The sequence below is a fragment of the Alteromonas sp. S015 genome (assembly GCF_036864485.1).
Lineage (GTDB): Bacteria > Pseudomonadota > Gammaproteobacteria > Enterobacterales > Alteromonadaceae > Alteromonas.
The window spans coordinates 882,334-897,020 of record NZ_JAZETO010000001.1; the positions used below are offsets into that span (position 1 = coordinate 882,334).

Here is a 14,687-nt window from a genome sequence, read left to right on the forward strand (position 1 = left end):
ACTCCAAACCTTAAATCAAAAAAATAACCTGCGACAGCACAATGCCGCCGCAGGCATGATATCACGATTAAAAGGTTAAGCGTGCGTTGACTGCAACAGCGCGAGGCGCACCAATCCAAAATGCACCCGGTGCGATGGTAGACGCATAGTCTTCATCAAACACATTGTTCACTGTTAAACGAACTTCAAGTTCTTCAATACCTGGACCAATATTTTCGATGAAACCACCTACATAAAAGTCGCTAACAATATAATCATCAACTTGTATCGCGTTTTCAATATCAAGGTAGCGGCTATCTACATATTTGGTAGAAAGGCCGGCAAAATAATTATCCTGCGCCCAATCGAGGCTCACTACCGCCATGGTGTCAGGGGTACCAATAACGGTATTATCTTCAATAGCTACAAGAGACTCTTCGGGGTTATTAGGATCTGCAATCGCCGCTAACGCTTCCTCTAGTGTATCGTACTGAGTGCCTGAACTTCCTACAGTCGCTACATACTCAGACTCACTTAACGTAATTGAGGTAAACAGTGAAAACGCTTCAGTAAGTGTGATATCAGCTGAGATTTCAACACCGCTAGACTCTATTCCCCCTACGTTTTTATAACCGCCAGCAGTTTCTTCAAGGAAATCGATACCTTGTGATGTTTCGTTGCTGGTAAATTGAATACGATCGTTAAACTCAATATTATAATACGTCACACTCGCGTTAAACCCAGGCGAGGCATAGCGAAAGCCCACGTCAATGTTGTCAGCGGTTTCAGGCTTTATAAAGCGAAGGTCTGTGTCGTTTCGTTCTAGTTGCGCATCTTTAATTGCCGCAAAGTTCTCACCGTATCCTGCGAAAACTTCTACTCCTTCAATGGGTAAAGGTGCGACGATACCGGCTGAGAATAATGTATCTGAGTCAGTATTCACCGCTAAATTATTGTCTGAGTCAAAGTTGTCCGTTTTTTCAATATCGACATTAAACTTCTTGGCACCAGCGCGAATGCGGGCAAAGCCTAAATCAAGCTCATCTTCCACATAGTACATTAAGGTATCGACTGGGAAGGTTCTGTCGTACTGCACCCAGTAAGGCACGTTGTCATAATTCACGCTGATAGACGAGTTAGTAATTTTATGCCAGTCGCGAGACTCGCCACGCTCGTAGTCTTCCCACCAGATACCGAATCGTACCGTATTATCGAAATCGCCAATTTTGGTATACCAGACTGCATCAGCGTTGATACCAATGCGCTCTTTATCATAATGAGTGTGACGATAAGAGCCCACTGGAATCGCCCCTTGTTCGTGGCAACCTGGGTCATATTCTGCACCCGCGCCACCATAAGGGAAGGTCAGCGAGCTTTGACAACCTTCAATTGGGCTTAGCTGATTGCCTTGTCTGTCGACAAAGTAAATTTGCCCAAGCTGTTGGCCGCCGAAGACTGTGTTACCAACAACGAGTTCTGAGTGGCCTTGTGTACCATCATCAGTAACGTCAACGATATAAGGCGGTACCCACTCCCCACGTCCTTCGTTGTCGTGATAATACACGTTGGTCATAAAATCGACTTGGCCAATAGTGAATTCAGCCTGTAAATAGGCAAAAAGGTTTTCTCGCAAAGTAGACCAGCCTCGACGATACGCCTGATCTTGATAAGGCACGCCTGTCCACTCGTCGGTTAACTGGTCCCAGTCTGGGTTTTGTTCATATTGCGCCAGTCCATAAATGCGTTGGTAGTTGTCTTCATGCGTATCGTCGTAAGACAGGTAACCAGTAAGAGACACATCGTTAACGGTAGAGATAAACTTCATGGCTAAATGATCACGGGTGTTCTCTGCCGCTTGCTGCATAAAGTCGGAGCTTTCTTGGCTTGAAAGGCTTATCCACGCGTAGGTGTCTTTAAAGATTTCGCCCGTTTCATAACGCACATAATATTTTGACGCATCAAATGAACCAGCGGTCACACTGGTTATCAAGCCTTGTTCCGCAGACGGGTCAATGGTGGTGAAATTCAGTGTACCGCCCAAGGCTTCGTGTGAACGGGAAGCGATATCCGCCGTACCCTGAGAAACTTCAACGCCTTTCACGTTTTCAGTATCGATATAGCGATTCGCTTTTGCGCCACCACCGTAGTTTGAATTACCGTTAGCAATACCGTCTACCGTCATACCAATTTGCTGTTCGTTTAGGTTTACTTGAAAGCCACGAATAACAATAGACGTTGACCAATCATCAGCCCCAAAAGTATCTCCTTCGTTAATAAGCACACCTGGCAAGTTATCAACCGCTGCTAACACGCTGCTAAGATTAGCCTGTTGTTTAAACATATCGTCACTGGTTGCGTTATTAGCGTAAGACACGCTTCGCCCAACAACGGTAATTTCTTCTATGCGCTGTTCGTCAGCACGCTCTGCTTCTTCTGCCCACGCCACTGTAGGTGTAGTCATAGACGAAAGTGCTGCAAGTACAGCTAACGAGAGTTTATTGTGTGTTTTCATGTGTTTCCCATAGTAGTTGTGTATTGTTTACTCACTACTTTAGGGAAGAATTGTTACAGTAGCGTTAAATTTGATTGAACAATCAATCAATAAAAAGTTCATATTGTGGTGCCCAATAACATTTTTAACATCACGCGCCAGATATAACCTCCCACACTAATTCATTATTAATTCATCAAGCAGAAGATACAAAAAAGCCCTCAACAAGGAGGGCTAAAAGGGAAAGGTTTATTGAAACTTGATAGAACTTTACGACTGCGTTGCGGCTTGAAAACGGGTGTTCTTGCTTTCAGTCCCGGCTACTTGCTTTTCTGCGTAAAGTAAAGCGTCGTGTAGGGTGTCAAAGTTAGGTATACCTGGGTGCGCTTCGTTAACACCTTCAAGTACCTTGTTGACCTCAGCATTAGCGCCACAAATAACCAACTGACGACCCGCCGCTAATGCATCTGAGGTAACCGTATCAACGGCCATCGCTGCAGATACATCCATGAGTGGAACACGCGAGAAGTCTAGAATGGTTACTTTAGAACCTGGCTTCACACGTTCACGAACGTGGTGGCCCAAATCGGCAGCCGCACCAAAGCTTAGTGGCCCGCCAAAACTAAAGATTGATACTTTACCTTTCAGTGACTCCAGCAACTCATTTTCTTTTGGATCGTTGAGCGTTTCAGGGATCTTCTTAAGCTCTTCAATTTGCAGCTGTGCTATTTGCTTAACGTACGCTAACGCTGCAAATACTACACCTACTCCAACCGCTGTGATCAGGTCTACAAATACAGTAAGTGCCAGCACCATAACCATAAGACCAAAGTCCCAGCGTGGGCCCTTGTGTGCACGCTTCAGGTAGCTCCAATCGATGATATCCAAACCAACTTTAACAAGAATACCTGCCAGTACAGCGTGAGGAATTTGCGCCGCTAGCGGGCTAAGACCTAATACAATAGCCAGAAGCACTAGCGCGTGTACCATGCCTGAAATGTTGTACTTTCCACCGCTACGGATATTTACAACAGTACGCATCGTTGCGCCTGCACCTGCGATACCACCAATAAGCCCAGCGAAAGTGTTACCAATACCTTGGCCGATTAGCTCTTTGTTACTATCGTGACGGGTACGCGTCATATTATCAGCAACAAGTGATGTCAACAGGCTATCAATAGCTCCTAACACCGCAAGAATAAACGCGGCTTCAAGAATAAGCAGTGCTTTACTTTGATCAAATACTGGAAGGTGAAGACTAGGTAAACCCGTCGGGATATCACCAAGAATCGGCACCGATAGCGCTAAACTTACAAGCGTGCCAATGATGAGTGCAGCCAGTGCGCCTGGCACATACTTGCCTAGCTGCGGAGGCCACTTGTAGGCAACAACCAAGGTACCAAGGCCTAACGCCAAGGTTGCAAAATCAATATCGGCGAGCGCGGTTGGCAAGTATGTCAATGCGCCGATCGTTCCGCCTGGAGGCTCATGGCCCAGTAAACGACCAATTTGAAGGATAATAATAATGGCACCAATACCCGACATAAAGCCTGAAATCACGGGATAAGGCACTAAACGAATATACTGCCCCACGCCAAGAACACCGAAAACAATCTGGAATATACCAGCCAGAATAACTGCGGTGAAAATAAGACTAGCGTCGCCTGAAAGACTCGCGAACAAGCCTGCAAGTACAACGACCATCGGCCCCGTTGGACCTGATATTTGTGCTGGTGTCCCACCGAATAGTGCGGCAAAGAAGCCCACTGCGATAGCACCGTAAAGCCCCGCCATTGGTCCTAAACCTGACGCCACACCAAGTGCGAGTGCCAGTGGTAAGGCTACAATACCAGCTGTTAAACCGCCGGTAAAATCGCCTCGTAGGTTTGAAAGGTTAATTTTTAACATAGTCGTAGACCTTATTCGCCGCGTGCAAGTTGTGCTTCAGCGGTAGACTCGTCCATTACATCGAAATCGCCAGATTCAGTGTTGTAATAAAGCACTTCACCCGAGCCAATGTTATAAACCCAACCGTGTAGCTTAACCTGACCTGTAGCGATTTTCGCAGCAACAGACGGGTGAGTGCGAAGGTGCTGAATTTGCTGAACAACGTTTTCTTTTGTAACCGCTTCTAAATCGTCGATAGAGAGATCAGAATGACCACAGCGCTCTTTAACAACTTCAGTGGCGACTCGGCAATGACCTAGCCACTCTTTTACATGCGGAAGTGCACTCAAGCCTTCAGGGTTGATGGCGCCTTTCATCGCACCACAATCTGTGTGGCCGCAAATAACAATGTGAGAAACCCCCAATGCAGCAACTGCGAATTCAATAGAAGCTGTCATACCGCCAGTTTGATTGCTGTGAGGAGGCACGATGTTACCTGCATTACGGCAAATAAAAAGTTCGCCCGGATCAGTTTGCGTCACTAAGTTCGGGTCGATACGTGAATCAGAACACGTAATGAAAAGCACTTCAGGGTTTTGCCCAGTCGCTAGCTTTTGAAACGTAGCTTTTTTATTTGGATAAACTTCTTTCTGGAACTTGGCAACACCTGAGATAACGTGATCCATATCTAACTCCCATTTTTTTAATAATTGTAATGATTATGTAATTACGTCAGTTTCGCCTGATAGATTAATAGTTTAATATACTAACTCGCGATAGCTAAATACTATCACCACTTAGGAATCACTACCTTTAAGTTTAGTAGAGAGGGCCATTTTCACCATGCAATTTAACGGAAAGACCCCGTCAATTAACCAAATCCGCTATTTTGTAGCCGTGGCGAAGTACCTAAGTTTCAGACAGGCTGCGGGAATTTTGGGAATTAGCCAACCAACTCTGACCAGTCAAATCAGTGCTCTAGAAAATTTATTAGGTTTAACACTATTTGAGCGCTCTCGTACCGGCACACTATTATCCCCTCAAGGTAAAGCCTTGCTAGACGCAGCAGAAGAGGTATTACAGTCCTCTCAACGGTTCAGCGAAATTGCACGCGACTTATCGGAAGGTGAAGTTGTAACCTATCGTCTAGGCATTCCACCAACGCTCGGGCCTTACTTGCTTCCCTTCGTATTGCCTGATTTGCACAAACGGAAGCCTGGCTTGCGTTTTTACGTACGTGAGGGCGCCCCCAGCGCGCTGCAACATGGGCTATTGCGTGGTGAGTATGACTTAATCCTTTCTCCGCTATCAGGTGAAAACTCTCAATTGATCACACAACCGCTTTTCAAAGAGCCGCTAAAATTCGTAACGCCTTCCGACCACAAACTGGCGGGAAAAGCGTACGTTAAGCCAGAAGAAATTACTGGTGAAAAAGTGCTTACGCTAGAAGACCGACACCATTTCCACCATCAAGTACAGCGTATTTGCGATGAAATTGGTGCTGATTTACAGCGTGATTATGAAGGCACAAGTCTAGATACCTTACGTCAAATGGTGGTAATGGGCATGGGCGTTGCCTTTCTACCTGGGCTTTATATTCATTCTGAGTTGCACAAGCCCGAAGCGTTACACGTATGTGAGATTGCTGATATGCCAATTGAGCGTCAGCACTCTCTAGCGTGGCGAAACACCGCGCCGGGAAGGAAGACCTTCAGAGAAATATCAATTATTATAAAAGAGATAATTGAAACTCACCTATCGACCGCAGTGAGTATTGTCAACACAGCCGCCAGCTCTGTTCAAAAACGTTAAACTGGTTGAAATTTATTATGATTGATAGACAACATTTACGAATTGTAAGAGCGATAGATGCTGAGGGTACTATGACCGAAGCGGCAAAATCGCTTTTCCTAACCCAGTCAGCGTTAAGCCACGCAATGAAAAAATTGGAAGCGCATTTTGACGTACCGCTTTGGAAAAAAGACGGCAGAAGACTTACACTGACTCAGGCAGGCCAAAGTGTTCTGGGCTTAGCTCACAGAGTTTTACCTCAGTTTGAACATACTGAAGCCCAATTACGCAGATTTGCCGATGGTAAACAGGGTATATTGCGCATTGGAATGGAGTGCTACCCTTGTTTCGAATGGCTGTTAAAAGTTGTCGCGCCATTTTTAAAGGCCTTCCCCGGTGTTGATGTTGATGTTCGTCGCGCCTTTTCTTTTGGCGGTTTACAAGCGCTTCACGGCTACGATATTGATATATTGCTCACGCCAGACCCCCTTTCACTTGACACCATTACTTACACGCCAGTGTTTGAGTACGAGCAAGTGTTGGTCATGGATAAGCACCACCCTCTAGTAGAGAAACCATTCGTTACACCAAGAGATTTAAGCAATGAGACCCTAATAACCTACCCCGTAGAACTCAGTCGCCTGGACGTCTTCACGCATTTTCTTACGCCAGCAAATTGCACAGTAAAGCACCATAAAACGATTGAAACCACTGAAATTATCTTACAAATGGTAGCGGCCGGGCGCGGAGTTACAGCTTTACCAAAGTGGCTAGTTGAAGAAGCAAAGGAAAGTGAACGGCTTTGCACGAAATCTATGGGTGAAGCTGGCGTGGCTAAAACCCTTTATTTAGGCCATCGCAAAGCTTCTGACGTTCTGGGGTTTGTAGACGATTTTATCGCCATGTCGCAAACCCTTTCACGGGGCAACTCATAGGTCATTAGCACGTCATGCATGGTAATTTCATCCTTGAGTCATTTTTTATAAAACTACGCAATATCAACACAGAAGGCAAGACTGCGTAGCTAATTGATCACTACTGCTTAGCTGTAAAAGCAAAGATAAGCGGTAGGCGTAGATACTTTTACGTCAAAAGAAGTATCGGCAGGCACATTAAAACTGGTACCCGTTGCGAAAGATTGCCATTCGTCACTTCCTGGTAGTTTCACCACTAGCTCACCTTCAACCACTTTCATTAGCTCTTTTTGCGAGGTAGAAAATGTGTATTCGCCCGGCGACATTACGCCCGAGGTACAGGGGCCGTTTGCAGATTCAAACCCAATCGAGCTCACTTTGTTGTCGAAATAATGGTTTACTTTAAAGCTCATAGCTGCTCCTTTCATTGATGCAATTGATACTTCTTTAGCGTTTTTGCCAAATAAGCATATGGTTGTTGGCGGGCATGTCGATAATGTCTTGCAAGCTTAACTCGCCTGCCCAAGCAGTAAGCTCGTTTATATCGCGATAGCCACCATAGCCGCGCGCTAAAAGCGACGTATGGAAAGCTTGGTTACTTTCAGATGTAAATTTACCGCTATGTGTAAAAGGGCCATACTGGCAAAAAACTCCCCCTTTGGGTAAGTGAGTTGCCACAGACTCCATTAGTAGCTTCACCTCTTCTTTTTGCATGATGTGTGCGGTGTTTGCCGTGAAAACACCGTCTACATCGAGATTAGGAAAGGCATCTTGCCCGACGGTGAATGCAACAGGAGGTTTCACATTACCCGCATTTGCATCACTCAGCCACGCGGCAATTCCCTCGTGGTAGTGTGGTTGGTCGCTTGTGTGCCAAATAAGATGGGGTAAGTGCTCAGCCAAAAATACAGCGTGTTGACCTGTTCCGCTTCCTATTTCCAATACTTGTCGGCAGTTGGAAAATGTACGTTCAAGCACGCTCAAAATAGCGCGCTTGTTGTTTTCACAGGCCTGACTAAAAGGCTTTTCGACTTGCATAAACGTTACCTGCCTTACCAGCATTAATCACTTAGGTTAGGACCTAACCACTTTTCAGCTTCGTCTATGGTCCAGCCTTTACGTGTGGCGTAATCTTCTACTTGGTCGGCTTGAATTTTGGCAACCGCAAAGTACTTTGCGTCAGGGTGAGCAAAATACCAACCCGATACCGACGCGCCCGGCCACATGGCGTAACTTTCCGTAAGCTTCATACCAGTGTGCTGCTCTGCCGACAATAAGTCCCAAATAAGCTGCTTTTCAGTATGCTCGGGACACGCGGCGTAGCCTGGTGCCGGTCGAATGCCTTGGTATTTTTCGCGGATAAGTTCTTCGTTACTTAGTGATTCGTTAGCGGCGTAGCCCCAATAGTGCTTACGCACCTGCTCGTGCAGATATTCCGCAAACGCTTCGGCAAGTCTGTCTGCCACTGCTTTTACCATAATACCGTTATAGTCATCGCCTGCTTGAATATAGCTATCAGCAAGCTCGTCTTCCCCTATACCACCGGTAACGGCAAAAGCGCCGACATAATCATTTATGCCACTCGACTTTTCAGCCACAAAGTCTGCTAAACAATAATTAGCGAATTTGTCTTTTAGCGTTTGCTGACGCAGATGATGGGCAACGCCTTGAACCTGATTTCTCGACTCATCGGTGTAAATTTCAACATCGTCATTAACGCGGTTTGCAGGAAATAAACCGATAACACCTTTTGCCTGAAGACTGTTCTCTTCGATAACTTTATCCAGCATAGCATTGGCATCGTTGAACAGCGACTGCGCCTGCTCCCCCACTACTTCATCTTCAAGTATACGCGGGTACTTGCCTGCCAAAGACCAGGTTAAGAAAAACGGCGTCCAATCAATGTAGTTGCGCAACGTAGCTAAATCGGCGGTTACCGGTGTTACACCCAGGCTCGCAGGTTTTACTGGCAACGTCGTAAAATCTGGCTTAAAAGCGTTTTCTCTGGCCTGAGCTAACGTCACCGGCTTGCTGCGTGGCTTTTTACGGGCGTGCTGTTCGCGTACCGTATCGTATTCTTTTGCCAGTTCTTGCGCATAAATATCACGAGACGCTTTGTTTAAAAGGCGCTGACACACGCCTACTGCTCTACTTGCGTTTGGAACATAAGCCACAGGTGCATGATAATTTTGTTCAATTTTTACCGCAGTGTGCGCTTTAGACGTCGTCGCCCCGCCAATAAGAAGCGGAATATCAAAGCCCTGACGCTCCATTTCTTTGGCAACGTGAACCATCTCATCAAGTGATGGTGTAATAAGGCCTGACAGGCCAATCATATCGACGTTTTCATCTTTGGCGGTTTGTAAGATTGTCGCGGCCGGCACCATCACGCCAAGATCAATCACTTCAAAGTTATTACACTGAAGTACCACGCCTACAATATTTTTACCAATATCATGAACGTCGCCCTTTACCGTGGCTAAAAGAATTTTGCCGTTGCTTTTAGCATCGTCTGACTTTTCTTCTTCAATAAAAGGCTGTAAATGGGCTACCGCTTTTTTCATTACACGTGCCGACTTTACCACCTGAGGAAGGAACATCTTACCTTCGCCAAACAAATCTCCCACCACGTTCATGCCGTCCATTAACGGCCCTTCGATAACGTGTAACGGACGCTCAGCCTGCTGACGCGCTTCTTCGGTGTCTTCAATGATGTAATCGGTGATCCCTTTCACAAGGGCGTGCTCTAGGCGCTTATTCACCTCCTGCTCGCGCCAGGATAAATCTTCCTTCGCAGCAGCCTTACCGTCGCCTTGATAGTTAGGTGCAATATCGAGCAAGCGTTCAGTGGCATCGCTTCTGCGATTTAAAATCACGTCTTCAACTGCATCGCGCAATTCAACGGGTATTTCGTCGTATACCTCTAGCTGCCCCGCATTCACAATAGCCATATCCATACCGGCGCGAATAGCGTGATATAGGAATACCGAGTGCATAGCTTCGCGAACCGGATTATTTCCCCTGAACGAAAACGAAATATTGGAAAGGCCACCGGAAATATGGGAGTACGGGCAAGTTTTACGAATCTCACGAGTAGCTTCAATAAAATCAACCGCGTAGTTGTCGTGCTCTTCAATACCTGTCGCTACTGCAAAAATGTTGGGGTCAAAAATAATATCTTCTGGTGGAAAGCCTATTTCTTCAGTAAGCAGCTTGTAGCTACGCTGACAAATCTCAACTTTTCTAGCCTGTGTATCGGCCTGACCGGTCTCGTCAAACGCCATCACCACGGTTGCAGCACCATAACGCTTTATTAGCTTGGCTTGGTTTAAGAAGAGCGCTTCCCCTTCTTTTAAACTAATTGAGTTAACAATTGCTTTGCCCTGTACGCACTTAAGCCCCGCTTCTATAACTTCCCATTTAGACGAATCAATCATGATGGGCACGCGGCTGATATCCGGCTCAGAGGCAATAAGATTCATGAAGGTGATCATTGCTTGCTTGGAATCAAGCATAGCCTCATCCATGTTGATATCGATAATTTGCGCGCCGTTTTCAACTTGCTGTCTTGCAACATCAAGCGCGGCTTCATAATCACCATCGAGGATAAGACGTTTAAAGCGAGCCGAACCCGTTACGTTAGTTCGCTCACCAATATTGATAAATGTGGAAAATTCTGCGCTCATAATGCCCTCCTAGTGTACAAACGGCTCTAGGCCTGACAAACGCATTTTAGGTTCAAACTGTGGTACTTTTCGCGGCGAAATGCCTTCAACCGCGTTAGCAATATCGCGAATATGCTCGGGAGTGCTACCACAACAGCCGCCCACAATATTGACAAGTCCCGACTGGGCCCACTCTTTAATATGTTCAGCCATTTCTGGCCCTTCCATATCGTACTCACCAAACTCGTTGGGTAAGCCAGCATTAGGGTGAGCAGAAATGAAGCACTCGCTGATTGCGGCGACTTCATCGACATATTGTCGCAAAAGGTCCGGACCTAAAGCGCAGTTTAAACCGAAAGAGAAGGGGCTAATGTGACGCATTGAATAGTAAAACGCTTCGGCGGTTTGCCCTGAAAGCGTGCGTCCTGACGCATCGGTAATAGTACCCGAGACCATAACAGGCAGCGACTTGCCCAGTTTTTCAAACACTGACTCCACCGCAAATGCTGCTGCTTTAGCATTAAGCGTATCGAAAATAGTTTCGAGCATAATTAAGTCGACACCACCTTCAATGAGTGCTTCGGTAGACTCGCTATACGCTTCCACTAATTCATCAAAGGTAACATTGCGTTTGCCCGGGTCATTCACGTCAGGTGAAATAGACGCAGTGCGGTTTGTTGGACCTAATACACCAGCGACAAAACGGGGTTTCTCGGGTGTTTTTGCTGTAAATTCGTCTGCGGCTTTACGCGCTAATTTAGCCGCCGTTAAATTGATATCGCGTGATTGGGCCTGCATATCATAATCGGCCATAGCGATAGTCGTAGCATTAAACGTATTCGTTTCAACAATATCCGCACCAGCTTCAAAGTAATCGCAGTGAATTTGGTAAATAATATCTGGCTGGGTCAGGACCAACAAATCATTGTTGCCCTTCACATCGCAGTGCCAGTCGGCAAACTGAGTGCCGCGATAATCTTGTTCATCTAACTTATGGCGCTGGATCATTGTACCCATCGCACCGTCTAAAATAAGAATGCGTTTTTTTGCGGCTTCTGTTAGCGTTGCCTGCGCGCTAGAAATTGGTCTTTGGCTCACGTGCTACCTCTTTGGCTGTGACTTTTCAGCAAGCTGACTTAAATCATAAGGCGTGGTCTGATAGACATAATAATTCAGCCAATTCGTAAACAATAGGCTGCCGTGCGAGCGCCACTGTACTATAGGAGACTTGGCTGGATCATCCCCTTCAAAATAATTCTTTGGTATTGCCGGGGTTTGTCCCGCGGCAATATCCCGTAAGTATTCGTCTTTCAGCGTATCTGGATCGTATTCCGGATGACCCGTTACAAAGACCATTCGCTTGTCATCAGAAGCGACAATATACGCACCTACATCATCTGACTCTGCAACTACCTTGAGACCGTCTACACTGTTGTACTGCGAGGTGTTGATATGCCCATATCGAGAGTGTGGGGCGTGAAACGTGGGGTCAAAACCTCTCAAGAGTTCATTGTGAGGGTCGTTCACTTTGTGTTTGAAAACGCCTGAAAATTTTTCGTCTCTCAGCTCTCGTGTTATGCCATAAAAATGATACATTGCGGCGTGCGCGGCCCAACATAAATAAAGAGTGGAGTTTACGTGACGCTGTGCCCACTCCAGTATTGTAGTCATGGTCTCCCAGTACTTCACCTTTTCGTAATCGATAAGTGCAAGGGGCGCTCCGGTTACGATAAGCCCATCGTATTTCTTGTTCGCGACGGCTGAAAAGTCGTGATAGAAAGCATCCATGTGTGACTGCGGGGTATTCTTTGGTGCTTGATTATCAATTCGAATCAAGTCCACGTTAATTTGCAGCGGCGTATTCGATAGCAGGCGAAGTAGCTGCACTTCGGTTTCTATCTTATTCGGCATTAAATTTAGAATGCCGACTTCAAGAGGACGAATATCCTGGTTGGCAGCCCTGTCCATGTCCATGGTAAAAATGTTTTCACCTAGTAGTACATTCTGCGCGGGTAACTGCTCAGGAATACGAATTGGCATAGAAGGCTCCAGTGATAAATTACAATATCTGTATTGTGTCTATAACTGGCGATATGTCAACATCTTTACGTCTAGACGTCTAAACGTTTTTTTGAATAGATTGACACTTATCTGTTTTGTTTGTGCACCATCATCAACATCTCAGCTTCGGCACGAGGAATATCGCAAGCATCGATAATTTCGTCAATACTGGCGCCTTGTTTAACCAGCTCAGCTGCACGTTGATACAAGCGTAGGGAAGGATCTTGAAGTTTAATCTCGCGAAGCTGAATTTCAATATCGTTCTGCTTTTCGTCTAGCTCTTGAAGGTGGCGAGTGATAACTAAAGTGCGAGCCTGGGCCTCGGTTTGTTGGTTATTTGCGTTCTTAGCGAGCGCCTCAGTTCGCGCAATAGCCGATGCACTATTATGCTCACTCTCGCTCAATGCAGCACGCAAATGCTTGATGTGCAAATGCAGAATACTTACAGCAACGGCTAGTATAACAATAAAAACGCACAGGATAAGTTCGTTTAAGGTAGGTGCAGCAAGCTGCCATTCCATGGACACGACCCTTGGGGAAATGTAGGCGGTACAATAAGTAATACCGCCTATTCATTTATTTAGATGTTGCTAAGCTCATCCCACTCTTCGTCGCTTAGCAATTTATTCAAATCAACAAGAATAAGCAGTTCGCCATCGCGGTTGCTTACACCTTGGATAAATTTAGCACTTTCTTCAGTACCTACATTAGGCGCGCTATCTATCTCTGAAGATTTCAAGTAAACCACTTCGGCAACACTATCAACCAAAATACCAACCACCTGCTCATCAGACTCAATGATAACGATACGGGTATTATCAGTAATTTCTGTTGGCGGTAAACCGAAACGAGCGCGAGTATCAATAACCGTTACTACATTACCACGCAGGTTAATGATACCAAGCACATAGTCAGGTGCACCGGGTACAGGGGCTATTTCGGTATAACGCAAGACCTCTTGAACTTGCATCACGTTGATACCGTAAGTTTCTTCACCTAAGCGGTACGTTACCCATTGAAGGACTTCGTCGTTGCTGTCGGTGGCGTTGTTATTTGTTCTTTCGTCGCTCATGAACCTGGCTCCCAATACTATGGCGTCTGGTCGTTACTGCCTAAGCCTTTGTTAAGCATAAATATTAATTCTTCAACGTCAATTAACGCGCACATTTTATCTTTAACCATCCCTGCTAACCAGGGACGCTTACCTGTGGACTCGCGCCATTTAACATCATCGGTAGTCAAATTGACTGTATTGACCAGCTTTTCGCTAGCCAATCCCCACGCACTCTCCCCTAACATTATAAGATATCGGTAGTTAAGCGATTGTGCGAGGTTTTCGTCATATTTTTCTGGCATTACCCATTTTGCAGAGTCAACAACACTTAGTTTAGACTCTCTGTATAACATTACACCCATAAACCAATCAGGTTTTCCAAATAAAGGGCCAATCTTCTCAATTTGATGAATCCCACCTAGCGACGTTAAAGGCACCGCAAGTGTTAACCCTGCAACCTCAAAGAATAGCGCCTGAAAGCGAAAACCGAGAGTATCCTTTAGTGGAATTTTTGTTTTTTCAGCACCGCTTAGCGCAGACTTTTGTTCATTTTCTACTAAAATTTCGGCTTGAGGCTCTTGCTGTTCACCCTCGATCGTCTCTGCTTTTTGCGTTTCAATTAACGATGTAACCTTTTCCGCTATCGCCTCTTGTTCGTCCGATAGCGTCTCACTTTCATTTGCGGTAGAAGCAAGTGCTGATTCAGCCATCTGCTGAGAAGCCTGCTCGAGCAATTTTGCCGTGCGCGCAGTCACATCTTCCGGTGTTTCTGGCTCTTTAAGAAGGCTATCGAGATAGGCCTCCATCACTTCTTCACGGGCAAAAGGCGATTGCTTGCTCATGTT

The 14,687-nt window shown here is 45.9% G+C and carries 13 protein-coding genes; 2 read left to right on the top strand and 11 right to left on the bottom strand.

From position 1 onward, the window contains the following. Positions 1–67: 67 nt before the first annotated feature. From V7R42_RS03830 to V7R42_RS03840, 3 genes are all read right to left on the bottom strand, one after another. On the bottom strand, positions 68–2,491 hold the full coding sequence (locus tag V7R42_RS03830) for a TonB-dependent receptor domain-containing protein (protein WP_334018879.1): 2,424 nt from the start codon (positions 2,489–2,491) through the stop codon (positions 68–70). 249 nt (positions 2,492–2,740) lie between these two features. Further along, the gene (locus V7R42_RS03835; RefSeq protein ID WP_334018880.1) at positions 2,741–4,378 is read right to left on the bottom strand and encodes a SulP family inorganic anion transporter; all 1,638 of its coding nucleotides are present in this window, start codon (positions 4,376–4,378) and stop codon (positions 2,741–2,743) included. Positions 4,379–4,389: 11 nt separating this feature from the next. Continuing rightward, the gene (locus V7R42_RS03840; protein WP_334018881.1) at positions 4,390–5,043 is read right to left on the bottom strand and encodes a carbonic anhydrase; all 654 of its coding nucleotides are present in this window, start codon (positions 5,041–5,043) and stop codon (positions 4,390–4,392) included. Between the two features lie 157 nt (positions 5,044–5,200). On the opposite strand from V7R42_RS03840, the gene V7R42_RS03845 reads away from it, so the two are divergent. Next, the gene (locus V7R42_RS03845; protein ID WP_334018882.1) at positions 5,201–6,169 is read left to right on the top strand and encodes a hydrogen peroxide-inducible genes activator; all 969 of its coding nucleotides are present in this window, start codon (positions 5,201–5,203) and stop codon (positions 6,167–6,169) included. Positions 6,170–6,186: 17 nt separating this feature from the next. After that, positions 6,187–7,083 carry a LysR family transcriptional regulator gene (locus V7R42_RS03850; protein WP_334018883.1) on the top strand — a complete coding sequence of 299 codons (897 nt, stop codon included), beginning with the start codon at positions 6,187–6,189 and terminating at the stop codon, positions 7,081–7,083. A 107-nt stretch (positions 7,084–7,190) separates the two neighbouring features. Here V7R42_RS03850 and ppnP read toward each other — a convergent pair whose 3' ends face one another. From ppnP to V7R42_RS03890, 8 genes are all read right to left on the bottom strand, one after another. Next, positions 7,191–7,475 (bottom strand): pyrimidine/purine nucleoside phosphorylase, encoded by a 285-nt coding sequence (ppnP, locus tag V7R42_RS03855; RefSeq protein WP_025254395.1) that lies wholly within the window; start codon positions 7,473–7,475, stop codon positions 7,191–7,193. A gap of 34 nt (positions 7,476–7,509) precedes the next feature. Then, a complete protein-coding gene (locus V7R42_RS03860; RefSeq protein ID WP_334018884.1) occupies positions 7,510–8,100 on the bottom strand; it encodes a DUF938 domain-containing protein in 591 nt (196 codons plus the stop codon). Between the two features lie 23 nt (positions 8,101–8,123). Further along, positions 8,124–10,748 carry a methionine synthase gene (metH, locus tag V7R42_RS03865; RefSeq protein ID WP_334018885.1) on the bottom strand — a complete coding sequence of 875 codons (2,625 nt, stop codon included), beginning with the start codon at positions 10,746–10,748 and terminating at the stop codon, positions 8,124–8,126. A 9-nt stretch (positions 10,749–10,757) separates the two neighbouring features. Further along, positions 10,758–11,825, bottom strand: coding sequence for a homocysteine S-methyltransferase family protein (locus V7R42_RS03870; protein WP_334018886.1), 1,068 nt, complete (start codon positions 11,823–11,825; stop codon positions 10,758–10,760). Between the two features lie 3 nt (positions 11,826–11,828). Continuing rightward, positions 11,829–12,767, bottom strand: coding sequence for a homoserine O-acetyltransferase MetA (gene metA / locus V7R42_RS03875; RefSeq protein ID WP_334018887.1), 939 nt, complete (start codon positions 12,765–12,767; stop codon positions 11,829–11,831). A gap of 107 nt (positions 12,768–12,874) precedes the next feature. Continuing rightward, positions 12,875–13,309, bottom strand: a complete 435-nt coding sequence (locus V7R42_RS03880; protein ID WP_334018888.1) for a DUF2802 domain-containing protein — start codon at positions 13,307–13,309, stop codon at positions 12,875–12,877. A 59-nt stretch (positions 13,310–13,368) separates the two neighbouring features. Further along, the gene (locus V7R42_RS03885; protein ID WP_334018889.1) at positions 13,369–13,860 is read right to left on the bottom strand and encodes a chemotaxis protein CheW; all 492 of its coding nucleotides are present in this window, start codon (positions 13,858–13,860) and stop codon (positions 13,369–13,371) included. A 17-nt stretch (positions 13,861–13,877) separates the two neighbouring features. Then, a complete protein-coding gene (locus V7R42_RS03890; protein ID WP_334018890.1) occupies positions 13,878–14,684 on the bottom strand; it encodes a chemotaxis protein CheW in 807 nt (268 codons plus the stop codon). Positions 14,685–14,687 lie beyond the last annotated feature (3 nt).